Origin of the sequence: Halobacillus sp. A1-3, assembly GCF_050971765.1 — a bacterium.
Lineage (GTDB): Bacteria > Bacillota > Bacilli > Bacillales > Halobacillaceae > Halobacillus > Halobacillus mangrovi_B.
In genome coordinates this window covers 166,268-189,186 of the sequence record NZ_JBPCEO010000006.1, presented here as the reverse complement: position 1 = coordinate 189,186, position 22,919 = coordinate 166,268, and the positions used below count along the sequence as shown (strand labels likewise).

Genomic DNA, 22,919 nt, shown 5'->3' with positions numbered 1-22,919 from the left:
CTTAAAATTATCTATTAATCTTTTTCTCCGAATAATTTCATAGCCACTCTAGAGAATGCATAAATGAATAAAAGCAACAATACGGACAAAGCAGCTGCATATCCCATTTCATAACGGATAAAACCGAAGTCTTCCAAGTGATTGACGATTAGCTGTCCAGCATATTGCGGCGTCGGGTTCTGACCGGATAGTTCTACTCCGATCGCTCCGGCCTGGAAAGTTGTAACGACAGCCATGACCGCTCCAAAAAGCATTTGCGGCTTCATGGAAGGAATCGTAATATAAATGATCTCCTGGAATCGGTTCCTGATGCCATCAATATAAGCAGCTTCGTATATTTCCCGGTCAATATTTAATACACCTGAAAGCATGGCCAGGAATCCTACCCCCATGGATCCCCACAATGTTACGACGATCATGATGGTCATTAAGTATTCTGGGGATTGCAGAAATTGAACGGGTTCGTTGATGAAGCCCATCGAGATTAATAGATTGTTCAAATACCCGGTCTGATCTCCACTGAATATGATCTTCCACACAACGGCCATGGCCACCCCCGCCGTCATAGACGGCGAGTAGAGGATCAAGGCGAGAACGGTGCGCGGTCCTTTAGAAATTTGAGCAAGCATCCACGCAAGTAAAAAGGCGAGGATGTAGCCACCCGGTCCCACGATAAGGGAAAAGATCAACGTATTAGGTAGCACATACTGCATGAAGGTGTTATCCTGCGTAATGATGTTGACATAATTGGATAATCCAATAAACGAAGGTAATTCAATCGTATTGAAATAGGTGAAAGACAAACTAATGGCAATAGCGACCGGAATGATGATGAACGTTGTAAATAACAGTAAATAAGGAGCCAGAAAGACGGATGTGCTTAAGTATCCTTTACTATTCATTTGTCTCCAGCCACCCTTCTATCGTTTCAATCGTAGGAATATTGTAGTCTTTGACCACGTTTCCATTTTCCATATATCCGAATTCCTCAAGCTTCCGCCTCATTTCACGGTTGATTAAGATGACACTGTCATCAACAGCCGCCCGGGCATTTTCTCCTTCAAAGACGACTTTGTTCCATACATTACTGATTTCACGTTCCACCATGTAGGCGTACGGCGTCTTAGGTACCTCTCTCAAATACTCCCACTGCTCGAGGATCACTTCTTTGTGCTCATCAGGCAGTGGCAATTGAGCAAAAGAATCCAGATTCGCTGTGTTCCACATATATTCAGGTCCGAATAACGTCTGCAGTGTGACTGCAAAATCGGTCTGAGTTTCTGAAGACATCCACCACTTCAACAGCTCCCAGGCATCCTCTTTTTTCCCGCTTCCATCAAAAATCATCGAAGCTTGGCCGGAGCCTGGCGCCCACCTGGCTACACTGCCATCTTCTTGCTTGACGCCGGGCTGTGGAGTAATGTCCCACCACCCAGAAATTTCAGGAGCAGCTGTCGTCAGCTCAACATACGTTCCAAACGGGGCGACACCAATGGGAAGCGTAGAGTATCGAAAGTGGTTGTAGAATCTCGGTACTTGAAGCGGCATACTGTAAATGGTAGTAAGGTCAGCCATGAACTGAATGCCTTCCAAAGCGTCCTCTTCATCGATCGTTGTCCCGATACCATTTTCTTTATAAAGACTGCCGCCAAATTGATAGATGAACGGCGCTGTGGTTTGAAAAGCCTTAAACGCGGATTCCTGAGCCAATGGTGTATAATAATTCATTCCGTACCGCTGTAATTCCGGAAGAATCTCTGTTACATCTTCCCATGTGTCAGGGACAGGAATATCAAGCTCCTGCATAATGTCTTTACGGTAAAACTGGACGAAAAAGTCCTGAGTCTCAGGCAGGGCATACACCCCTTCATCCACGATGAGTGGCAAAAATGCACCTGGGGAAAACTGTTTTCCAACTTCTCCGAAATCCTCGAACTGTCTTAAATCAACAGCAGCGCCACGGATGGCGAGTTCATAAGGAACCCAGTTACTGATCCCCAAAGCCAAATCCGGCTGGGTGTCAGCTGCGCTCGCTAAGACAAGCTTCTGCTCATCCGGCATTAAGGAATATTTCACTTTGATACCTGTTTCCGGGGTGAAATTCTGATCCGTCATGTTTTGCAAAAGCTCTACATACTGCCTTGGACGGTTCACCCAAACCTCCAGCGTATCGTCGCTCACTTCTGCTGTCGCTAAGTTATCTTCTGTAAACGACTGGAAAAAGCTGACGATAGAATCTTTCGCTTTTTTAAAGAAACCAGCCTGTGGATTTGGTAAAGAGGTATCCCCATGGACATAGAACCGATCCAAAAGCAGGGGTTGAGCGGTCAAATCCGTAGAAATGTCCCCCAGAAGCTGCGCAGCTGAATTAGAGCCCGTTGATAATTGTGTCAGCTGATTCGGAATTTCATCCGGTGTTTCGGCCAGCATTTCCAGTCTTTCAATTGCAATTTGCAACGAAGCGATCTCCGTCGTCTCTTCCCCTCCACTCAAGGAAAGTAAGTAATCTGTCTCTTCTTTCAACTGGTCCGCCCAGCCATTTAATTGATCCTGTATGTCAGGAAGGTATTCTTCAATATCCCAATCACGGTTGCCCTGTCCGTTTCCGATTAATTTTCTGATCGATAAGGAAAGCTCATCAATGCCTCTCATCACTTTATCGATTGTAAACAATACACGTGCATTCGGAGACGGATCGGCCTTCAGACTGATCGTGTTTTTACCCTCCTCGAGATAAAAGAGGTAAGGATCGCCTTTTTCATCACTGATTGTCTCGTTGTACCACTCTTTACTGTATTTGAAAGCGTACTGCTCGACTTCCTCAAAAGGAACACGATCATTGATCTTGATCGTCCGATACACTGGAGACTGGGATTCTTTATTTTGAATCGCTTTAAAAGATAACTGATAATAACCTGCTTCTTCTGTCTCCACTTCCCACGTAACGGTTTGACCAGGTTTCTTCCATGAGTCCCCTCCTAACGTATTTAAAAGGAGGTGGTCCTGATCATATGGATGGACGGATGGATCTTCTTCCGCCATCGGACGAATATAGGAGCTGTTTTTTTCAAACGGGTGCTCCGCTTCATACGTTGTCAATTTTTTCGGTTTTGCTGCATCTTGATGTTCTTTCACATAACTTGCATAATCAGGGATTTGAGCGGGTGCAGTCACATGAACATCACCGACTAGCATTTCCCCTCTTAAATTCTGAAGTGTTATCGTATTTTTTCCTTCGTTTAAATGAAATTTAAGTGGACGTTTGTATTGATATGTAGAATCTTCCGCTTTTACATTCATCCATTCTTGAATCGGTTCTTGTTTCGGAATGATTTCATTTCCAGAACGATCCGTTTCAAAGTCTTCTGTTTCATTTTTCCATTTGGCAGGGAAAACGATCTGTCTGCTTTCAGAGAAAGGATAGTTCCCATTCACCTGGATTGCACCCTCTATTGGCATGATCAAATCACCTTGCGGGTAATAATCGAATCCAATCTCGTATAATCCTTCTTTTTCAACCTCGACTTCAACCGTTAATGACTTTTGATTACGCCAATAGAATACGCCATCCCCATATCCATGGCTTTCTGATGATGGGAGTAAGTCTTCATCGTCAACATTTGTAAATGAAGAAGGTGGGACAGCTCGCTCAAACTGAGCGATGCTATCCAAACCTTGTTTCTTCCATTCGTTGAGTTCGAGGTGATAACTCTGTTCTGCAATTTGCTTCACAGCCTCCTCGCCGTCTTTTTCACCGTTTGCTAGAACGACTGTCTGCGGGATGAAGAACAGAATTATTAGTGACCACAAAAGCACGTTAGACTTCATGCTATTACCTCCTCAACCTTTCTCGTTCGTTCTTACTTAAGAGCTTCTTTCGCTTCTTCGTATTTCTTGTTCGCTAATTCATTAATTTGACTCGCATAGTTTTCAATGTTGATCTTTCCAGAAACACTTGCGTCAATAAGCGCTCCAATCGGTGCATTAGCCTGATCGCCAACTTCTACTCCTGTCGGTGCTTCCCAGCGAGCTTGTCCATAGCCAGGAGTTGTCTTGAATGGCTCGACTACAGCATTTTCGATGTTTTCATAAGCCTTCTCTACTCCTGCTACGTCAACTCTTTCGAAATAAGCATCTAAGACTTCTTGGTCGTTAATCAGTGGTACACTGGATAGACCAAGTTCATCTTCCTGATCTGTGATTTCGATACGCTTCATGAAGCCATCTTTACCAAAGCCCATCCATTTAGCGAGCTTGTAAGCAGCTTCTGGATGTTCTGTAGAGCTTGAGATTCCGTAGAAGTCATGAGTAATGACCGGTCGATCTCCTGGAATACCGATGAAATCCCAGTCAAAATCGGCATTTTGTTCATATCCACTAAGGGCCCATGTTCCACCCCACATCATACCGATTCCGTTATTGAACCAAGCTTCTGTTACGTCTTTCCCGTTAAAATTCGCTTTTTGATCTTCTGTCAAAGTTGCGTATGCATAGCCGTTTGTATTCATGTCATTCGCTAATTTTATTCCGTTGATAAACTCTTTACTATCTAGAGAAAATCCATCATTAAACGTGTACCAGCCCAAATCCTTGCTTGCTGCAGCTGGATACCATTCAGGAATTGCGTTTGCTTCATTCAGACCGACAACTCCTTGATTTACATTGGTTACATCACTTGCGGCTGTCTCAAATTCTTCTAAGCTCATTCCAAAATAAGGAGCGTCCAAGTTCGCCTGGTTGTACAAGTCCTTGTTTACAAAATACCCCATGATATGTTGAGAGGAAGGAACAGAGTAGACACTTTCGTTATAAGTAATCGCTGTTCTTACGCTTTCTGGAAGCTTTTGATATTCCTCATCTGCTTCAACATATTCCGTGATGTCCAAAGTCCAATCGTTTGCAACCGCTGTTGGAACATTTGTCAAAGAAAATACATCCGGCATTTCCCCTGCACTTGCTGCAGAAGCCAATGATTCTTCCCAAGGATCTGCAATCGATTCGTCGATTTCCACCTTAATGTTAGGGTTCTCTTCCATAAAAGCGTCTAGCATCATACGGTTAAGGTTCTTTTCACCTTCCGTACCGAAGGACCAGCTGGCAATCTTCAAGGTCACTTGATCGCCATTGCTCTCTTCAGAATTTCCTTCACCTTCTGATGATGATTCATCGGAACAAGCAGCTAAAAATAAGACCAAAACAGTTAATAAAGATACAATAGAAAACCATTTTTTCATTCCATACACCTCTTTTATTATTTTTACTTGGATTAAAAGAAAGCAGCATTTCTTTCAATCAGCAAGTTGATCAAACAAACTTCTCAAAATCTATGGTCGCTTCTTCCTCCAGGGATCTGAGCAGAGTTACATGAAAAGTGTCTTCGGCTTCGTTATCCACTATGATTCCTGGAGATTCCAATGGTCTCCATGTAGAGGAGATAAATCGGAAGACGTCCTCTGCTTGCTTCAGCTTCACTTTTACACGTAAAGCGTCAGCTGTTTCTTCGACATTGAATACTTCCGCTGTTCCATAAGTGATGGTTACATCATCACGAATAGGGATATTGACCGGAAGCATCAATCCGCTTTTAGAAGGAATACTGACTTTGCTACCTTCAAATAATGGCTGCCCCGCTTTATAAACTGGGGTTTCTTTTCTATATTCATCAAAATTATGAAGGAAGATGAAATAGCTCTTTTCGGAAATAGCACGGATAGAAATATCCAGTTCTTCTTCGAGTTCAAAGTCGCTTTTCACACCTACCCTTTGAGCAAGCTCCCGGATGACGTCATATTCATGGTTGAAATTCAACCCCAGTGCCGCTCCAAAGACAAAGAGGCGACCTTTGCCAACCTCCTTCTCAAAAGCAACCACGTCCTCTGCTTCATCTTCTGACCAGGCAAATGCTCCTTTTTCATCCTTGAACGTTTCCATATAAGGAACTTTGACACTGTCGATGTCACCTGCTCGGACAAAACCACTCTTGCGGTCTTTAGACTCCACTTGGATATATTCTTTTAACAGAGTAAATGGCTGATCGTTCAAATCACGGGTCGGAATCGTCGGAAACAGGACTAGCTTTCCACCATCCTCTAAGTAATCGACTAATTTTTGCTGAACTTGCGGATCCATCCACTTCATTGAGAACATCCATAGCGTCGGAACCTTGCCGACATCAATCTTTCCATCCTCTTGAACATTCAGACTGTTGAATACAATGTTGTTTACACGTAACCCTTTTGCCATTCCATTGAAAATGTTCAAATCGCGTTCGCGTTGAAACGTTTCAATTAACGGCGAAGAAAAATGATTACTATAATCAGTCATGTAGTAATCAGGATAAAAAGCAAAGCATGTATGCCTCGTTTGTTTCGCTTCCAATAACGGTTTTTCAAACGTTTGGAACATCTTACCGAGGTGGCCAATCACTTGAAAGTGCGGCTTCTTTTCTCCGCTGGCTGTAAGCGGCGCCTGCCACTCATGCCGTCTTCCGTTTAGACCGATGCCTTCGTAGTTTTCTCCTCCGACAAACATATAGTAGTTCACGGCATTCATGCCGTTGGCAAAACACAGTCTTGTGGTGAGATCAAACGTACTCGGCTGCAACTTGGGCCTGTATGAGGCGTTTCCTCCCTGAAACTCAGCAGAGAACAGCGGCTGATCAGGTGATTGAATTGCTTTTGTAAAAGCATTAGCAAGCACAATATCGATGTAGTTGTCGTATTCGATATTCCCGATATAGTAATCTCCCGCTACTAATGTGTCCTCCATCTTCGCAGCTTCTAACAATTGCGATATTCCAATTGGATACATCGTGCCTCGCTTCAGAAAGTCCGTCGTATGGAATCCATGAATGTTAATCACAAAAGGGACGGTGATTCCCAGCTCAAGGGCCAATTGCTTCAAGTGTTCCAAATACGCTCGGTAGTGTTCTCGCATAAACAAAAAATAATCATTTTTCAGTTCAACAGGTAGGGGCTGAATGGTATCTCCGCTTTTGTATACGTTTTCAAAATAGGTATGATCGTTTGCAGACAGTGATCGTTTTTCTTCTAAGTATTGTTGAAATTGCTTTACCGTCACTTCATTGAAATCACCTTGATGTGTGACCCAATGGAACATCCCTACCTCGTTATCCAGCTGGAAAAGGATGACTGGTCCGCCTTGATCTACTTGATACGGCTGAATGACTGAACAGACCGACTCATACCAGTTTTTCACCTTTTCTAAATAAATCGGGTGAAGATAACTGACTACTCGAGTTGCATGTTTGTCGCCTTTCTCTGTCAGCGCGACCGCCTTCGGGTAGTTCTCAATGAACCAGGTCGGAACGCCGTGATCGATAATTTCCGCCATCACATAAGGACCTGGGCGAACGAGACAGTATAATCCTTCTTCTGCAACCATTTGTAAAAAGGATTGAAAGTCACGCTCTCCTCTTGTCTCGCCTGTTAGATCTATGTACCCTTCTTCGATTTCGTGGAACTGCCACGGCACATAGGTGCTGATCATATTGATGCCAGCTTCTTTCACATCTTTTAACCGATTTCTCCACTCTTGCTTGGGAACTCGAAAGTAATGAAGTTCTGCACCAAATAAGATCGTTTCTTTTCCATTAATCATGACCTTTTCCTTCTCAACTTGGATACTTACACCCCCTTTCAGCTTGAGGAACGTGGCACAAATTCAATAGGAATTTGTTCTCCATCTACATCAGACTTCTTCTCGAGCATTCGGAACATCGATTCAGCAGCTATTCGCCCCCATAATTTTTTCTGTACTCGAACCGTAGATAAGGACGGTTGAAAATATTGGGCCAAGTCGATGTCATCAAAACCGACGAATGCGATCTGTTCAGGGACTTTTAATCCTCTATGTTGGACAGCCTTGATAGCCCCCATCGCCATCTCATCGTTAGCTGACACAAAAGCGGTCGGATATTCATCATGATTATCCAGGTAATCCATCATCCCGAACATTCCGCTGATTTCTGTAAAATCAGCGCGGATCAAATCAGACTCATGAAAAGTTAGTCCTCTTTTTGCGAGCGATTCTTTAAATCCCTCCAAGCGCTTTTCACCATCGTAAGACTCCTCTGAACCAGCGATAAAACCGATTCGCTGATGACCTTGTTCCACGAGATGATTCACAGACTGGTCAATCCCTAATTTGTTGGGAAGGAGAACTTCCTTGACGTATGGATTGTCCAACTCCCGGTCCAATACGACCATTGGGAACTTATCACTAGCTAAACTGTTTAGTAAATCATTGCTGATGTGATAATTTAAGATGATGGCTCCATCTACGTATCGTTCTACGAGCAGGCGGTGCTTATCATCAGAAGCACAAACCACCATTTCATATCCTTTTTCAATCACCGTATCCTGGATGCCTTCTAATATTTCGTTGAAGAACGGTCCTGTAAATCCACTTAAGAAAAATCCGATAATATTGGTTTTGCTTTTTTTCAAATTTTTAGCGTTTCTATTTGGTCGATAGCCGAGTTCTTTTGCTGCCAGTAACACCTTGTCTTTTGTTGGCTGAGTAATCAGCTTACTATCATTCATGACGTAGGATGCAGTGGCTACACTTACATTAGCCTTTTTTGCAACATCTTTTAACGTAGACAACTCTTTCCCTCTTCTCTACCTCTAAGGCAACTATTAATAGTTTTATTGAAACGTTTCAATAGTATTATAACCAGTAAAGAAAGCGATTACAATATAATTTTCAGAATTTTTTATGGTTTGTCGTTTTTTGAGTGTTTAGTACTAATATTGAGAAATTATTACCATCTTTGGCTATTCTACTCTCACAGCCATTTCCTGTGCCTTCAGACAAAGCTCAGCAGCCTTAAAAGCATGTGCTTGAGTTATGGCGTTTTCAGTGTGATGAAGAAAATCACGGATAATTTCACGTAAAAAAGACTTTAAATTTGAGGTGTGGAGAACTAGGTGTTTGCCTCTCCAAAGGTTTACTCAAACCATAACCAATAAAGAAAAGCGCTTAACCCAATTGTTTCATGGGTTAAAGCGCTTTTTCCGAGCCACCATCTATTCTCTTTTAGTTCAATCTCTTAGACGATTTGTATGCTGAAGGAACCACTCATATAACTTTGGATTCCGGTATGTTTCGGTCCATGAGTCATGACCCACACCCTCATAAATCGTAAAATGAATATCTCCGCCGTGTTTTTTTATGGCTTCCACCATCTCTTTAGACCTTTGAATAGGAACGATATCATCTTGATCCCCATGAAAGACCCAGGCAGGGGTATCCTTAATTGTTTCTGCCTTTTCTACTTCTCCACCACCACATACAGGCGCAATAGCTGCAAAAGTCTCAGGTGATCGCGCAGCCAGATGCCACGTCCCATAGCCTCCCATACTTAGACCGGTTAAGTATATCCGTGATTGATCGACGTTATAGTTGGCCTGAATTTCGGATAATAGCCTTTCTAAAGGGTCTAATTCCTTTGTCCAAAAGGAATCTTCTGAACATTGTGGGGAAGCGATAATGAAAGGAAACTCTCCTCCTTCTTCAATTTCTTTCGGGAGTCCTTGCCTTTTTACAATCTCTAAATCTATTCCGCTTTCTCCTCTTCCATGTAAGAAAAGAATAAGAGGCCACTTTTGATTAGAACTTTGATCATATTCCTTGGGTAGGTGTAAAAGGTATTCCAAAGGTCTTTCATTTTGGCTTCTCTGTTTTAACTTGCACTTCTTTTGCATGTCAATCTCCTCCAAATGTTTAGCAGGTTTATAGATAATAGGAAAAGTAATTATCCAATCTTACTTCTTTCTATCCTTCAACACTTCTCTATTGATACCCTTTATCATTTTGACTAAAGTTGGTAACCTTTTAAATGTGGCCATTAACCTAGCCATACTATATGATCAACTCTCGTATAATTCTAAAGGAAGTTCATCAGGGTCCTTAAAGAACGTAAACTTCTTTCCAGTAATCTCGTCCACCCTTACTGGCTCCACCTCTATCCCTTTTTCTTCAAGTTCTCTTTTAAAGCCCTCTACATCATCCACCTCAAATGCCAGATGCCTTAGCCCTCTCGCTTCGGGATAGCTTGGTCGCTCAGGTCTGTCTGGAAAAGAAAACAACTCGATCTGATACTCATTTCCGATTGCTAGATCTAACTTATACGAGTCCCTTTCTTCTCTATAAGTCTCTTCTACGACTTTAAACCCTAGAGTCTCAACATAGAATTGTTTGGACTTCTCATAATCAGAACAAATAATCGCTATATGATGAATTTTATTTATCTTCATGTTTATGCCCTCCCTATCTCTTAATCACTTAATACTACTATATCTTTCTATGTAGGAGGAAGACAGCTCTCGACAATTTCCATTTTATTTCCACGTATATTTTCTAGCAATTTGTAGGCAAGATGTTTGAAAAGGAGGTGACTTAGATGTTACTGATCATTGTTCTAGGATTTGTGATTCCATGGTTAACAGCTGGGTATGTGTATAAAAGGACACCAAAACTCTTTTTTACAGTGGCCCCCTTCGCTGCACTCATTGCCCTAATTTTGAACCAGCTAGGAATCCAAATCGGCCTGTGGACCATCTCCCCCTCTTCAAATGTCGTACTTATTGATACGATCTTTCTTGATCTAGGCATTTTTACGATATCAGCCGTATGGTTTACGTATTTCCTCTATTACAAGAAGAAAAGCCCAATATGGGTGTATCCGCTGTTTGTACTAGGTATGACAGGAGTAGAATTTATTGCTACTTTGCTACACACATTGTCCTATCATGAAAAGTGGAACTTCTTCTACACGTCTTTAATGTACCTTGGCGGATTTGCCACGATCCATCTCATCATTCGTAAGCTAGACAAACTTGAAGTCTACCCTTGATATCCTCTTATTTTGCGGTAACAGGTACGCAGTGATCACTTCACCGTACCTGGTACCACTTCGCTTCTTTTTGGGTGCCAGGTACCGACTTATTAGATTGATACCTGACACTAAAAAAGGCCACCTCCCAAAGGCAGCCTCTTTGTAAGTATTACGAAAACAACACACCTGCATTCCGCTCCAACATCTGCGAAACCTGCTCCTCCGTCATCCCTCTTTCTTTCAACTGCGGAAGAATACGCTTAAACAGATGATCAGGCGACCAATTCTTCATCAGTGGCTGAATTGGTTCAGGAATCACAGGGTCTCTGCCCCACCAGACATTAACCGTATCGTGAGAAAGAAACAGCTGTTTTTCATAGCCTTGCCCTACCAATCCCATGAGAACTGTCATTCTCGCCTCGTCCATCGGTGCACCGACCATCCCCTGGAGTCCGAAGCGATCCATCGCGATATAGACGCCCTGGTTTAAGGTTTCTAAATGCTGGGTGATATCGGTTGTCCCACACATGTGGCCAATGACAATTTTGGATGGGTCGGCTCCTTGTCCAATGAGAAAAATGGCTTGTTCAGGTCCCATCGTCCCTTCCTGCGTATGAGTAAGCAAGACGATCCCTGTTTCTTTTTGAGCTTTAACGGCTGCCCGGAAGAACATTTGCTCATACTCGGTAATTTCTCCTTTACTGGAAGCGAGTTTAATAATTCCAGGCTTAATACCGGTTCCTTCGATCCCATTTGTGATTTCTTCCATAAACAGTTCATAGATTTCCTCTTCAGCTGTTCCAAGCTGTTGGCGGAACTTAAAGTACGGAGTAGCGCCTTCGCCTTCATAGTAATAACCGGTGGCGCAAATGATGTTCAGGCCTGTCTCCTCGGATACCGCTTTTAATAGATTCACATCTCTACCGCATTCATTTGGCGTTGGATCGACAACTGTATCCACGCCCTGTTCCTGAATTAGACGAGCCACTTCTATCCCTTGCCGCTTCTTTTCTTCGAAATCTGAAGTGCCAAGTGTCATGTCTCCTTGAAACCCTGGATAGCCGAAGTAAAGGTGCTCGTGGATCAAGGTTTTCCCAAGTTCATTGGCATCTACCGGTCCGAGTACCGTTTCTACGATCCCCATCCAAATTCACTCCTTATTGTTCTCTTCTCACAGACTTGAATTCTTGATTCTTCTGATCTCGAATTTTCCTTCTCAAAATTTTACCGACACTAGATTTAGGAAGCTCCGACTCAAACTCTACGATACGAGGGACTTTATAAGACGCCATATTCTCTCGGCAGTAAGCAATCAGCTCTTCTTCTGTCGCCGTCTTTCCATCTTTCAATACGATAACGGCACAAACCGTTTCTCCACGGTACTCATCAGGAACACCAACAACCACTGCTTCCTGTACCGCATCATGTTCATAGATTACTTCTTCGACATCACGCGGATAAATATTGTATCCACCAGCAATGATCAGGTCTTTTTTCCGGTCAATAATATAAAGGTATCCTTCATCGTCGACTCGCCCGATGTCTCCGGTATAAAGCCATCCATCTCGGAGTGTTCCTCCAGTCTCTTCTGGCATATTCCAATACCCTTTCATGACCTGCGGACCGCGAAGCACCACTTCTCCAGCCTCACCGACAGGAAGTTCTTCAGTTCCTGTTCCGACATCGACGATCTTATAATCTGTAGATGGCACACCGATCCCAACACTGCCTGGTTTTCTTTCAGCAAAAAGAGGCGTGCAATGAGTAACAGGGGAACTTTCGGATAACCCATACCCTTCGTACACTTTTGCACCTGTTTTAGCTTCAAAACTCCGCATCAACTCCTGCGGCATCGGCGCACTTCCGCTGTTACACACACGGATGCTGTCAATCCCGTATTCCTCTGCTTTCGGATGACTGTTGATCGCAACATACATTGTCGGTACGCCTGGGAAAAAGGTTGGCTGCTCACGCTTGATGGTTTCCAGCACCTCTTCTAAATCAAAACGAGGCAGTATGATATTTTTCGAACCTGAGTAGATGGAAAGATTCATACATGAAGTCATACCAAACACATGGAAAAGAGGAATGACCGTCAAATAACGCTCATTGCCCATTTCGACTTCATCCTTAAAGTATTCATTCGTCTGCACTACATTGGCGACAACATTTCGGTGGGTAAGCATCGCCCCTTTTGAACGACCTGTCGTTCCGCCTGTGTATTGAAGAACCGCTAAATCCTCACTCGGGTTAATATCCACCGGGCTAGGAGGTCCCTCTGCCTGTTTCAAAAACTCTGGAAATTCAATTTCATCGCTAGCCCCTTCAAAATTCCCGTTGAACATTACTACAATGACGTTTTTTATTGACGTTTGGTCCTTTATTTTTTCTAGAACGGGTAAAAGAGGTCCATAAATGACAATCGTCTCTGCTCCTGAATCGGTTAGGATATGAGCAAGCTCACGCTCAACAAGCATCGGATTCACTTGAGTAACTACTGCCCCTGCTTTTAAAGTCCCATAGTAACTCGTGACATAATGAGGACAGTTCGGAAGCATAATGGCTACACGATCGCCTTTTTCCACGCCTTCTTTTTGCAGGGAGGAAGCAAAAGCGTGGACTTGGCCGTTCAACTCTTCATAGGTGATTTCATGTCCATAAAACGAAACCGCTGGATTATTCGGGAACCGATCCACCGACTGCTGCAAAACGTCTGTAAGCGCGATATCCGGAATGTCTACTTCGACCTGAATATGTTCTGGGTAATGCTTTCTCCAAACTCGTTCCATGTATGTTTTCCTCCTTATATTTAAAACGTCAATCCTCCACCATCGACCATCAGCGTTTCACCCGTAATAAAGGAAGCCTGGTCTGATGCTAAAAACAAAACCGCTTCCGCCACTTCTTCCGGCTGACCTAACCGCCCAAGCGCATTCGCTTTTGAAATGATATTCCATTTGCGCTCATCCTCACGCCAGGGTTTCACAATCGGCGTATCGATCACACCGGGGCCAACCGCATTGACGCGAATGCCGTAACGGCCATATTCCAGTGCCGCATTTTTTGTTAACGTAACAAGTCCACCTTTTGAAGCGTTATAAGGTCCTGATCGCTTCTTTCCTTTAAAGCCAAGGACACTGGAGGTATTGATGATGACGCCTTTCTCTTGCTTTATCATGATCGGGGCCGCATGTTTGATGCCAAAAAACACGCCCTTCATATTGATATCCACTACGGTATCCCATTCTTCTTCGGAGAGTTCATGGAGCTTCTTCTCTTCACCTCCAACTCCCGCATTGTTGAATAGCACATCGATGGAACCCAGTGTTTTTTCTGTAAAGGAAACGGCTTCCTGGACACTCACTTCTTTTGTCACATCGAGCTCAAAAAACTCAGCTCTTCCCCCTTGTTCTTTGATTTCCGCTGCAACATTTGCCCCTTGATCCGTATTTCGATCACTTACGATGACCGCCGCTCCTTCTTCTGCCATGCGAAGCGCCGTAGCGCGCCCGATCCCGCTTGCTGCCCCTGTAATCAGAACGTTCTTCCCCTCTAATCTCACTCTGTTCCCTCCTTTTTTCATTTGTTAACGCTTTCATATACTGACTAGTTGGTATGTAGTGTTGAAAAAAATTTACATATGCTGCCTATTGTCACTATATATCAATATTTTAGAAAATTCAAACATTATCCTGAGTTGGGCTTTGGGTGATTTTTTCACTACGTTGACCCCCACTTCATTTCTGCTGCTTCACACACAAAAAAAGAGACAGCACCTCCTCAACAGTGCTATCTCCCATTCTCATTTATTGCATCATTTCCATCTGCTCCAACGCTTCCGGATAATTGATCGTATCAAATACTTCTCCAGTATCTGCATTCACGACCTCTATCATTACATTATAATCATCTGGATTGGCGCCATCGAACACCTGGAAGAACATTCCCGTCATCCCAACGCCCATAGTCGCAAATCCATCAAAACTGTTCTCGTATGCTTCCTGGTCGACCGTCATCGTAATTTTGGAAAAAGACGAATTGGCTTTGATATCCTTAATCGAAGGAAAGTCTCCGCTGGTTTTAATATCTTCGATGGAAGCTTTCATTTGCTTTTCCATCTCTTGCATCATTTCTTTATGTTTCTTTTTAGACATCTTATAAGTAATCGTTCCGTCTCCATTATCGACGACTTCCTTCACACCGGCAGCTTCAGCCTCGGCCTTCACTTGTTCAAAATCGGTTTGCTGCATTTCAAAGAATGTTTTCGGAAGAGTAACTTCAACGTTCATTAAATTCTTATCAACACTAATCGACGTGTCTTTGTCTTCATCAGAACTCGTAGCTTCAGTGTCACCTTTCTCTTCGTCAGCGCTGCTTCCTTCACTTGACTGGCTGTCTTCATTCGCTGTAGTTTCTTCTTTTGTTTCCGCACCTTCAGCTTCCGATTCCGAACTAGAGTCATTTCCACAAGCTCCTAATACAAACAGAAACGCCACCAAGACAAACAACAGTTTTTTCATGTTTTTGCCCCCTCCCTGATATTAAAAAACACCCTCCTCATACATATGTTCCTTTAGCTTATTTATTAATATCGTACCACATCTTTTTAACTAGAAGTAGAAGAATCTATCCTAGTTTCGTACCACAAAACAACTAGACTTTCACCCTATTGAATAGGGTATAGACTTATAGAAAGACCAATTACTGACAGAAAGGAGCTGTTTTCATGTTTAGCCATGCTCTATCTACGATTAAGGGTGGGTGGCAGCTGCTGAGGTTTATAGCCGTTGTCTCTTCAAGCGTTGCGACCATAGTATCCACCCTCCTTCCTCTTTACTTATATTCCGATGTTTCCTCCAGTCAGTTGTCATACATATTTATGCTTTTAATTTTTGGTGCTGTCCTTATCCATGGTGTACTAACTCACATCTTGAATGATTACATAGACGATAAATCCGGGACAGATACCCACAGCCCAGCAATTTTGTCTGGAGGAAGCCGTGTTATTCAGACGGGCACCATTTCTTCTGAAACGATGTGGAAATTAGGAAAAGGATTGATTTTAATTTTAAGCATAGTAGTTATCGGGCTACTATTAGCGCAATCCTTCAAGCTAGCAATCTTATTATCTATCGGGATGTGGGGAGCGATTTCTTATTCCTTACCTCCGCTGCTTCTAAGCTATCGTCCTTTTCTCGGAGAATGGCTTTCCACTTTTCCATCCGTGTTATTTCTTGGACTAGCGGGGGCATGGCTGGCATTGGACACCCTGCCAGAATGGGCCTGGCAGAACGCGACTATTAATGCATTGATCTGTATTGCCTGGGTAATGATTCATCATATCCCCGATATGGAAGCCGATCGCCAGGCAACTCCGATGAAACAAACGTGCGTTGTGTGGTCAGCAGATACATTCGGTAAAGCGTTTTGCCGTCTGCCGGCTCTGTTATATTTTGGACTTACAGGGTTGTGCGCAATCTGGCTAGGAATAGACCGAATAGTTGCTGCAGGTGGAGTTCTTGTTACGGTAATCATTTCAATGGTACTTATCGTAAAAATGGATGTAGATGATCATGAGCAAGTTTCGAATTATGAAAAAGTGATTTTAATGCTAGCGATGGGGACGGCTGTATGGTTAGGAATATGTATATGAAGGAACCTCTAGAATCCTGAACGTTACTTTTTCAAATTAAATCATATAGTCGATATGAAGTTCCATTAGATTCTCACCCCATTTTGAATGATTGGAGCCGGAATGCATGTCCGTTTTTTACAAGTGCATAATATTTGAAAAGGGTATGATAGGGAAAAAGGATTCTTTTTAACTAGGAGGAGAAAAGAATGAAACCACGCGTATCAGTATTGACTTTGGGTGTAGAAGATCTAGAGAAGTCACTCGAATTTTATAAAAATGGTCTCGGGCTTCCGACTGAAGGTATTATTGGACAAGAATTTGAAAATGGGACAGTCGCTTTTTTTGATCTCCAGAATGGATTAAAGCTCGCTATCTGGGAACGAAAAAGTTTAGCTAAAGATGCGAATGTACCCATATCCCCTTCAAGTTCCTCAGAATTTACCATAGGCCACAATGTTAGCAGTAAAACTGAAGTGGATCAGGTTATGGAGGAAGCAAAAAAAGCCGGGGCAAAAATCACGGACCCAGCTAAAGATACATTCTGGGGAGGATACTCTGGTCATTTCCTGGATTTAGATGGTCACCTGTGGGAAGTCGTCTGGAATCCAGAGTGGGAAATAGAGGACTAACTTCCGCTATTAGTGAGAGCAGCCGGAATTAATAGCTACTTAATTAGTTTACTGTCTATTTAAGATCATTATGGAGATAGGAAAAAGGCTACCTTATTGCAAGGTAGCCTTTCACTTATTCAAGCCGCTTTATCCTTTGACTCATACAACTTCTCAGCTAATTCCTTCTTAAAGCCAAACAGATAAGTCAAAACAAAACCACCTGCATAAGAAATCAGCAACCCAATAATGTAAGTCAGGTATTTTCCTTCAGCGATCAACGGAATAAGGGAAACTCCAGAAGGTCCTACCGTGATGGCACCCGTATTGGTAAGAGCGAGGAAGGCTCCTCCAAATCCAGCACCTAGACACGCTGTAATGAATGGACGTCCAAGCGGTAGGGAAACCCCGTAAATGAGTGGTTCACCAATTCCTAAAACCCCGACAGGCAGCGCATTTGTAATGGTCTTACGCAACCGTTTATCAGTGGTTTTTAGATAAATTGCAATCGCAGCACCGACTTGTCCTCCGCCGGCCATGGCTAGTACAGGAAGCAATGTCGTAAACCCGATACTTTCGATCAGTTCAAGGTGCACAGGAATCAGTCCCTGGTGCAGACCAACAGTTACAAGTGGCAAGAACGTAGCGGCAAGAACAAATCCTCCAACGACTCCGCCAACTTCGAGCATAACGTCAACAAGAAACCATGTGAGTCCGCCCATAATCAGACCAGCAAATGGTTGAATCAGCACAACGGTAATCAGAGAACCTACTAAAATTGTGACAAGCGGTGTAAGCAAAAGATCCAGGCTGTCTGGCATGCGGCGTCTTACAAAATGTTCAATTTTAACGAAAATATAAGCGGCTAAAATGACACCTACAAGACCACCAAGTCCTGTGCTGACACTTAAATCTAAACCGAATAATTGCAGTGTTCCAATTTCACTTAAGACAGGAGCGTAGATAAGCAGTCCGGCAATCCCACCGAGGACGAGCGTTCCTTTAAATTCCCGTGCCGTATTAATTCCGACAAAGATTCCTAGACTTCCAAATAACAACGCACCAACAGATTTCAATAGAATATACCAATCGGATTCCAAAATAGCTGGATTTAATACTCCCTGTTCAGGGTTTGCAAGGTTCAAAATCAAGTTGGCGATACCAAGAATTAGACCTGAAGCAACGAATCCCGGAATCAGCGGGATAAAGATATTTCCAATGTGGCGCAGCATTTGCTGTGGCTTGGTCGTTTGTTTCGCTTTATAAGCAGCTTTCGTATCAGCAGCTAAATCGAGGTCGCCTTCCTCTTCTTCAGCATCTCCGCCTTCAAGGCCTGTCACTTCACCAAATTCGAACGCCACCTTGGACACTTTACCTGGTCCGAGAACAATTTGGATCGTTTCATCCTCAATGACTCCCATAACATCACTCAATTGCTCGATCTTTTTGAGGTCGACCTTAGAATAGTCTTTAACGTTGACTCTCAGTCGGGTTATACAGTTGGCAAAACTAGCGATATTTTCTTTTCCACCTAAATGTTCAGCTATTCTTTTGGCAAGTTCTTGATTGTTCATCGCGTTTCCACCTTTCTATTTCCAAATAGCTTGGCGAACAAATCCGTCTGCGTCTTGTAAACTTGCTTCTGCTTCATCCCTGCTGCATTTTTTTTCGATCATCACGATAGCGACTTTCGGCTTGTGATTCGCTTTTTCCAAGTAGTCTTCCGCAACTTCACGTGTCACGCCTGTGGCTAATGAAATAATGTTTTTCGCTCTCTCTACCAGCTTCTGATTGGATAACTGCACATCAACCATCAAGTTGCCATATACTTTGCCGATGCCAACCATCGCTCCTGTTGAGATCATATTCACGACAAGCTTTTGTGCTGTCCCCGCTTTCAAGCGTGTAGAGCCTGTAATAACTTCCGCGCCAACGACCACTTCGATGGCTGTATCAGCAAAACGGCTGATATCCGATTCTTTATTGCAAGTAACTGATACCGTATGAGCTCCTAGCTGCTGGGCATACTGTAAACCGCCAATCACATAGGGGGTACGGCCGCTGGCAGCTAGTCCAATAACAGTATCTTTACTCGTAAGCTGCAATTCTTGTAAATCCGCTTTTCCGAGCTCAGGGTCGTCTTCTGCGCCTTCAACGGCTTTCATAATTGCTCGGTCTCCTCCGGCAATTAATCCGCGTACCTTTTCGAACTCAGTACCAAACGTAGGCGGGCATTCGACCGCATCAATAATTCCCAATCTGCCGCTAGTTCCCGCTCCGATATAAATGAGACGTCCGCCATTTTTGAAGGAGTCTACAACGAGACGTACAGCTGCTTCAATAGAATCCAGTTCTTTTTCAACTGCTAATGGGACTTCCTGGTCTTCTTTATTCATTACTTGTAAAAAGTCTTTAGTGCTCATATCATCAAGCTGCATCGTATGTTCGTTTCGCGTTTCTGTCGTAAGATGAGTAATCATGATTTGTTTTCTCCTTTTTCACCACTTTGTTGAATAATTTCGTGTGTTCGTTTCAAATGGAAAAGTGTTTCTTCATATTCTTCATGCGCACAGGCTGTGTATAAAATATCTATGACGTTCAGCGTCGACATTCGTGAACTCATCGCGGCACTGCGAAATTCATCTTCTTTGGCGGCTACAAAAAGGACGGCATCGGCAAGAGAGCTGATTGCAGTATCGGCATATTTCGTAATGACGATGATTTTGGCTCCCTGACTTTTAGCAATTTGAACACAGTCGATTACCTGCTTCGTTTCACCCGAGTAGGAAATCGCGATCGCTACGTCCTCAGGTCCTAAGTTCACGGCCGATACGCGCTGCATATGAAAATCGCTATAAGCCGTACACGTTTTATTAATTCTCATAAACTTTTGAACCGCATCCGATGCGATCAAATAACTGGAACCTACACCGTACAGGTCCACTTTGTTCGCTTGTAAAATATATCGATAAGCCTTTTCCAGTTCTTCTATATTAATGAGCTGCAAACTGTTGTGCAGCGATTGGATGTTATTGTTCGTAATGACTGACATAATGTTTTCCAATGAATCTTTAGGCTCAAGTTGTTCTTTTTCAACCTCGTGCATGCCTTCAATAGACAAGTCTCCAGCCAGTTTCAGCTTAAAATCCTTAAACCCCTCATAACCAAGAGCCTTACAATATCGTAATACCGCAGAGGCGCTGGAGTAGCTAGCCGTGGCTACTTGCTGGATCGACATGGAAACGATCTCTTCAGGGTGGTCTAAAATATAACGCGCCACCACTTGTTCGGCTGGATTGACTTTCGTTACAGATTCTCTTACTCGATACATAACTCCGTTCATCGTTATACACCTCAATTGAGTATGTGTCTTAAGCGCTTACACAGAGTATAACTCTACTGAAATAAAAAATCGATAGAATAGAGTTTTTTGAAATAAAATATCAAATAATGAAATAAGCCTCATAAAAAAAGGAAGACACTCCAGCGCCTTCCTTTAAGGAACCAATCTTATAAAAGAAAATCACAAGTCCATTAACTCAACTGGCTGATTAGAACCCAGCCGATTAGAGGGAAAACACTGATAGAAGTTAATAGAATCAAAACGCCATTCCTGGACTCGCTTTTTTGTTTGTTAAGATACTCTCCGTAATTGATTTCACCTTTCGCAAACTTCAAACCATTTTCACTTGGTTCTACAGTGTACAGTTTTCCACTCTCGTCCTGTAAAGTGATTTCTGTAATTAAACCAGAAGAATCGAGTTCACATGGCCCCTCTTGTTCATCAATGTTGATTGATTGTCCTCCCGCTATGAGCAGCCTCACAGGTGTATACACAGAATGTGATCGAATCTTTTCGTAGATCGTATAACTATGTTTCTCGATGGCATCCTTTGGAAAACACATCCTTATCACCTCCGCTCACATTGTATTTCTTCCATAAAGAAATGGTGAATGCTCTAAGGAGGTCCAGATAGATTTCATTCACACAATAGTCTCAATTAATCATAAGACCTACTATAGTCTTTAGTTCAAATAACCTCGTTTGAATTAGCATATTTTGGGAACACTTTCCTTGAATTCGATTCTAATTAAGGAGGCGTTTCTATGAAGAAGTATTATCTGTTTAGCATCATTCTGGCTCTTGGCTTAATTTTAGGAGCCTGTGGATCATCCGAAAGCCAAGACAACTCCGACTCTACAGAGCAGACGAGTGAACAGGACAGTGAAGCCACTAGTGGAAATGCGGATAGTTCTGAAGGTTCTTCTGAGGAAAATACCAGCAGTAATGAAGGACAGGACACCGAACTGGCATCTGGTATTGATACCGTCATTGCCTCTGTTGAAGATTTGGATTCCAGCTTGGAAGACTCCGCTGACGTAAATGCATTAAATGAAAAAGGGAAAACTCTCGAAGAAGACTGGGACAGTATCGAAAAGAAAGTCGAGGAACAGTTTCCGGATCAATATGAAAAAATAGAAAAAAGCCTCTATCCACTCATTGATGAGGCTAAAAAAGACGAACCTGATATGGAAAAAATGAAGGAATTGGTGCAGCCCACGTTAGACAGTCTGAATGAATTGAAACAGAATGTTGGCTCTGAGGGCTAAACGAAAGAAATAGAATAGACAAAAAAGACTGCCCGCTGAGGCAGTCTTTCTCTCTAATTAACCATCCTGCTCTTGCTTCGATTCCATTACCTCTCCAGTTTGACCATTGACCTTCACTTCATACTCTGTCTTTCCATCCTTCATCTCAACCTCATAGTGACCATCATCAAGCTCAACCTCGACGACTTCACCTTTGCCTTCTTTCTTAGCGACTTCTTCAGCTTTTTCTTTAGAAACCTTTACGTCGGCATTGCTTTCCTTTTCATCTGAATCATTGTCATCATCGCGTTCGGACTTCACAACTTCACCAGAATTCGCATCAATATCAACATCAGCTTCTTTCCCGTCTTCGGTTGTTCCTTCCACTTCATAAACGAGACGGTCCCCTTCTTGATCTTTTTCTACCTTATCAATCGTCAGTCCCTGCACTTCCTCTTTCGCCGCTTTTTCCGCATCTTCCTGAGAAAGCTTGGCCTCCTGGCCGTTCCAGTCATCACCATTGTTTGTCATCGCGTTTACACCAAACGCTCCACCTAAAACAATCGCTCCTGTAATACCGCCTATGATTAATTTTTTCTTCATTGTAGTTCCTCCTTATGTTTGATTCTATCTATAGATTACACAGACAAAATGAGAATCAAAGGAGAGAAAAATGAGAATTTGATGAGAAAATTAATCATCCCAGCTGACAGACATAACTTCCCCGGTAATGGCATTCACTTGAACGGTCGCTTCACTTCCATCCTCTCGTTCAACTTCTACTAAAAAGTAAGCACCGTCATCCGATGACTCGTAATCGATATCGTCCACATTGCCGGATACACGTTCCAAAGCGACTTCTCTTGCTTGTTCTTCTGTCATCGGCTCGGCCGGCTGTTCTGATTCTCTAGAAGGGGCGTCTTCAGGAGTCCCCCTTTCCACATGTTCAAAACTAATGATGCTTCCGTTTTCCTCGGAAACCTCTAACCGATATTCACCTGTTTCGAGGGTCATTGCCACAATGTAGCTATCATCACCTGGTTCGATGCTTGTAATTTTACCGTTGTATTGCTTTTCAACTTTTTGACGGACTTCATCCGCCGATACGCTGTCTTCACCCGTCCACAACCGAACTCCCTGCCATCCTAAGAAGAGGAGGACGAGGCCAGTCGCTATAGCGATTATCACTTTGTATTTCATCGTTCGTCACCTCTCCCTCCAGTTT

At 43.0% G+C, this 22,919-nt stretch carries 21 protein-coding genes; 4 read left to right on the top strand and 17 right to left on the bottom strand.

Going from position 1 to position 22,919, the window contains the following annotated elements:
• Positions 1-14 precede the first annotated feature (14 nt).
• From ACRYKC_RS12355 to gloA2, 7 genes are all read right to left on the bottom strand, one after another.
• Complete coding sequence (locus tag ACRYKC_RS12355) at positions 15-902, bottom strand: carbohydrate ABC transporter permease (RefSeq protein ID WP_433807035.1); 888 nt, start codon at positions 900-902, stop codon at positions 15-17.
• Complete coding sequence (locus tag ACRYKC_RS12350; protein WP_433807034.1) at positions 895-3,828, bottom strand: extracellular solute-binding protein; 2,934 nt, start codon at positions 3,826-3,828, stop codon at positions 895-897. Before ACRYKC_RS12350 ends, ACRYKC_RS12355 begins: the two co-directional genes overlap by 8 nt.
• A 32-nt stretch (positions 3,829-3,860) precedes the next feature.
• A complete protein-coding gene (locus ACRYKC_RS12345) occupies positions 3,861-5,234 on the bottom strand; it encodes an ABC transporter substrate-binding protein (protein ID WP_433807033.1) in 1,374 nt (457 codons plus the stop codon).
• 70 nt (positions 5,235-5,304) lie between these two features.
• Positions 5,305-7,620 carry a beta-galactosidase gene (locus tag ACRYKC_RS12340; protein ID WP_433807032.1) on the bottom strand — a complete coding sequence of 772 codons (2,316 nt, stop codon included), beginning with the start codon at positions 7,618-7,620 and terminating at the stop codon, positions 5,305-5,307.
• Positions 7,621-7,658: 38 nt separating this feature from the next.
• A complete protein-coding gene (locus tag ACRYKC_RS12335; protein WP_433807031.1) occupies positions 7,659-8,627 on the bottom strand; it encodes a LacI family DNA-binding transcriptional regulator in 969 nt (322 codons plus the stop codon).
• A gap of 438 nt (positions 8,628-9,065) precedes the next feature.
• Positions 9,066-9,728: a carboxylesterase family protein gene (locus ACRYKC_RS12330; protein WP_433807030.1), complete on the bottom strand. Its 663-nt coding sequence runs from the start codon at positions 9,726-9,728 to the stop codon at positions 9,066-9,068.
• 165 nt (positions 9,729-9,893) lie between these two features.
• Complete coding sequence (gene gloA2, locus ACRYKC_RS12325; RefSeq protein WP_433807029.1) at positions 9,894-10,280, bottom strand: SMU1112c/YaeR family gloxylase I-like metalloprotein; 387 nt, start codon at positions 10,278-10,280, stop codon at positions 9,894-9,896.
• Positions 10,281-10,426: 146 nt separating this feature from the next.
• On the opposite strand from gloA2, the gene ACRYKC_RS12320 reads away from it, so the two are divergent.
• Positions 10,427-10,879: a hypothetical protein gene (locus tag ACRYKC_RS12320; protein ID WP_433807028.1), complete on the top strand. Its 453-nt coding sequence runs from the start codon at positions 10,427-10,429 to the stop codon at positions 10,877-10,879.
• 151 nt (positions 10,880-11,030) lie between these two features.
• Here the strand turns inward: ACRYKC_RS12320 and ACRYKC_RS12315 are convergent, their stop codons facing one another.
• The 4 genes from ACRYKC_RS12315 to ACRYKC_RS12300 all read right to left on the bottom strand — a co-directional run bounded on the left by ACRYKC_RS12315 (position 11,031) and on the right by ACRYKC_RS12300 (position 15,381).
• Complete coding sequence (locus tag ACRYKC_RS12315) at positions 11,031-12,005, bottom strand: phosphotriesterase family protein (protein ID WP_433807027.1); 975 nt, start codon at positions 12,003-12,005, stop codon at positions 11,031-11,033.
• A gap of 13 nt (positions 12,006-12,018) precedes the next feature.
• A complete protein-coding gene (locus ACRYKC_RS12310; RefSeq protein WP_433807026.1) occupies positions 12,019-13,650 on the bottom strand; it encodes a long-chain-fatty-acid--CoA ligase in 1,632 nt (543 codons plus the stop codon).
• A 20-nt stretch (positions 13,651-13,670) separates the two neighbouring features.
• Complete coding sequence (locus tag ACRYKC_RS12305; RefSeq protein ID WP_433807025.1) at positions 13,671-14,423, bottom strand: SDR family NAD(P)-dependent oxidoreductase; 753 nt, start codon at positions 14,421-14,423, stop codon at positions 13,671-13,673.
• A gap of 244 nt (positions 14,424-14,667) precedes the next feature.
• Positions 14,668-15,381, bottom strand: coding sequence for a hypothetical protein (locus ACRYKC_RS12300; RefSeq protein ID WP_433807024.1), 714 nt, complete (start codon positions 15,379-15,381; stop codon positions 14,668-14,670).
• A 206-nt stretch (positions 15,382-15,587) separates the two neighbouring features.
• Here ACRYKC_RS12300 and ACRYKC_RS12295 point away from each other — a divergent pair, with 206 nt between their 5' ends.
• Complete coding sequence (locus ACRYKC_RS12295; RefSeq protein WP_433807023.1) at positions 15,588-16,514, top strand: prenyltransferase; 927 nt, start codon at positions 15,588-15,590, stop codon at positions 16,512-16,514.
• 188 nt (positions 16,515-16,702) lie between these two features.
• A complete protein-coding gene (locus tag ACRYKC_RS12290; RefSeq protein WP_433807022.1) occupies positions 16,703-17,125 on the top strand; it encodes a VOC family protein in 423 nt (140 codons plus the stop codon).
• 119 nt (positions 17,126-17,244) lie between these two features.
• Here the strand turns inward: ACRYKC_RS12290 and ACRYKC_RS12285 are convergent, their stop codons facing one another.
• The 4 genes from ACRYKC_RS12285 to ACRYKC_RS12270 form a co-directional block, all read right to left on the bottom strand.
• Positions 17,245-18,678, bottom strand: coding sequence for a PTS transporter subunit EIIC (locus ACRYKC_RS12285; protein WP_433807021.1), 1,434 nt, complete (start codon positions 18,676-18,678; stop codon positions 17,245-17,247).
• A 15-nt stretch (positions 18,679-18,693) separates the two neighbouring features.
• On the bottom strand, positions 18,694-19,584 hold the full coding sequence (gene murQ / locus ACRYKC_RS12280; RefSeq protein ID WP_433807020.1) for an N-acetylmuramic acid 6-phosphate etherase: 891 nt from the start codon (positions 19,582-19,584) through the stop codon (positions 18,694-18,696).
• Entirely contained in the window at positions 19,581-20,447 is an 867-nt protein-coding gene (locus ACRYKC_RS12275; protein WP_433807019.1) for a MurR/RpiR family transcriptional regulator, read from the bottom strand. Before ACRYKC_RS12275 ends, murQ begins: the two co-directional genes overlap by 4 nt.
• A gap of 191 nt (positions 20,448-20,638) precedes the next feature.
• Positions 20,639-21,010: a hypothetical protein gene (locus ACRYKC_RS12270; protein ID WP_433807018.1), complete on the bottom strand. Its 372-nt coding sequence runs from the start codon at positions 21,008-21,010 to the stop codon at positions 20,639-20,641.
• Between the two features lie 201 nt (positions 21,011-21,211).
• Between ACRYKC_RS12270 and ACRYKC_RS12265 the strand changes: the two genes are divergently transcribed.
• Positions 21,212-21,715: a hypothetical protein gene (locus ACRYKC_RS12265; protein WP_433807017.1), complete on the top strand. Its 504-nt coding sequence runs from the start codon at positions 21,212-21,214 to the stop codon at positions 21,713-21,715.
• Between the two features lie 57 nt (positions 21,716-21,772).
• Here the strand turns inward: ACRYKC_RS12265 and ACRYKC_RS12260 are convergent, their stop codons facing one another.
• Positions 21,773-22,297 carry a PepSY domain-containing protein gene (locus ACRYKC_RS12260; protein ID WP_433807016.1) on the bottom strand — a complete coding sequence of 175 codons (525 nt, stop codon included), beginning with the start codon at positions 22,295-22,297 and terminating at the stop codon, positions 21,773-21,775.
• 90 nt (positions 22,298-22,387) lie between these two features.
• A complete protein-coding gene (locus tag ACRYKC_RS12255) occupies positions 22,388-22,894 on the bottom strand; it encodes a PepSY domain-containing protein (protein WP_433807015.1) in 507 nt (168 codons plus the stop codon).
• Positions 22,895-22,919 lie beyond the last annotated feature (25 nt).

Coding starts and splice junctions, on each gene's coding strand:
- ACRYKC_RS12355 (WP_433807035.1), bottom strand. CDS start 902: ATGAATAGTAAAGGATACTTAAGCACATCCGTCTTTCTGGCTCCTTAT.
- ACRYKC_RS12350 (WP_433807034.1), bottom strand. CDS start 3,828: ATGAAGTCTAACGTGCTTTTGTGGTCACTAATAATTCTGTTCTTCATC.
- ACRYKC_RS12345 (WP_433807033.1), bottom strand. CDS start 5,234: ATGAAAAAATGGTTTTCTATTGTATCTTTATTAACTGTTTTGGTCTTA.
- ACRYKC_RS12340 (WP_433807032.1), bottom strand. CDS start 7,620: ATGATTAATGGAAAAGAAACGATCTTATTTGGTGCAGAACTTCATTAC.
- ACRYKC_RS12330 (WP_433807030.1), bottom strand. CDS start 9,728: ATGCAAAAGAAGTGCAAGTTAAAACAGAGAAGCCAAAATGAAAGACCT.
- gloA2 (WP_433807029.1), bottom strand. CDS start 10,280: ATGAAGATAAATAAAATTCATCATATAGCGATTATTTGTTCTGATTAT.
- ACRYKC_RS12320 (WP_433807028.1), top strand. CDS start 10,427: ATGTTACTGATCATTGTTCTAGGATTTGTGATTCCATGGTTAACAGCT.
- ACRYKC_RS12315 (WP_433807027.1), bottom strand. CDS start 12,005: ATGGGGATCGTAGAAACGGTACTCGGACCGGTAGATGCCAATGAACTT.
- ACRYKC_RS12310 (WP_433807026.1), bottom strand. CDS start 13,650: ATGGAACGAGTTTGGAGAAAGCATTACCCAGAACATATTCAGGTCGAA.
- ACRYKC_RS12300 (WP_433807024.1), bottom strand. CDS start 15,381: ATGAAAAAACTGTTGTTTGTCTTGGTGGCGTTTCTGTTTGTATTAGGA.
- ACRYKC_RS12295 (WP_433807023.1), top strand. CDS start 15,588: ATGTTTAGCCATGCTCTATCTACGATTAAGGGTGGGTGGCAGCTGCTG.
- ACRYKC_RS12290 (WP_433807022.1), top strand. CDS start 16,703: ATGAAACCACGCGTATCAGTATTGACTTTGGGTGTAGAAGATCTAGAG.
- ACRYKC_RS12285 (WP_433807021.1), bottom strand. CDS start 18,678: ATGAACAATCAAGAACTTGCCAAAAGAATAGCTGAACATTTAGGTGGA.
- murQ (WP_433807020.1), bottom strand. CDS start 19,584: ATGATTACTCATCTTACGACAGAAACGCGAAACGAACATACGATGCAG.
- ACRYKC_RS12275 (WP_433807019.1), bottom strand. CDS start 20,447: ATGAACGGAGTTATGTATCGAGTAAGAGAATCTGTAACGAAAGTCAAT.
- ACRYKC_RS12270 (WP_433807018.1), bottom strand. CDS start 21,010: ATGTGTTTTCCAAAGGATGCCATCGAGAAACATAGTTATACGATCTAC.
- ACRYKC_RS12265 (WP_433807017.1), top strand. CDS start 21,212: ATGAAGAAGTATTATCTGTTTAGCATCATTCTGGCTCTTGGCTTAATT.
- ACRYKC_RS12260 (WP_433807016.1), bottom strand. CDS start 22,297: ATGAAGAAAAAATTAATCATAGGCGGTATTACAGGAGCGATTGTTTTA.
- ACRYKC_RS12255 (WP_433807015.1), bottom strand. CDS start 22,894: ATGAAATACAAAGTGATAATCGCTATAGCGACTGGCCTCGTCCTCCTC.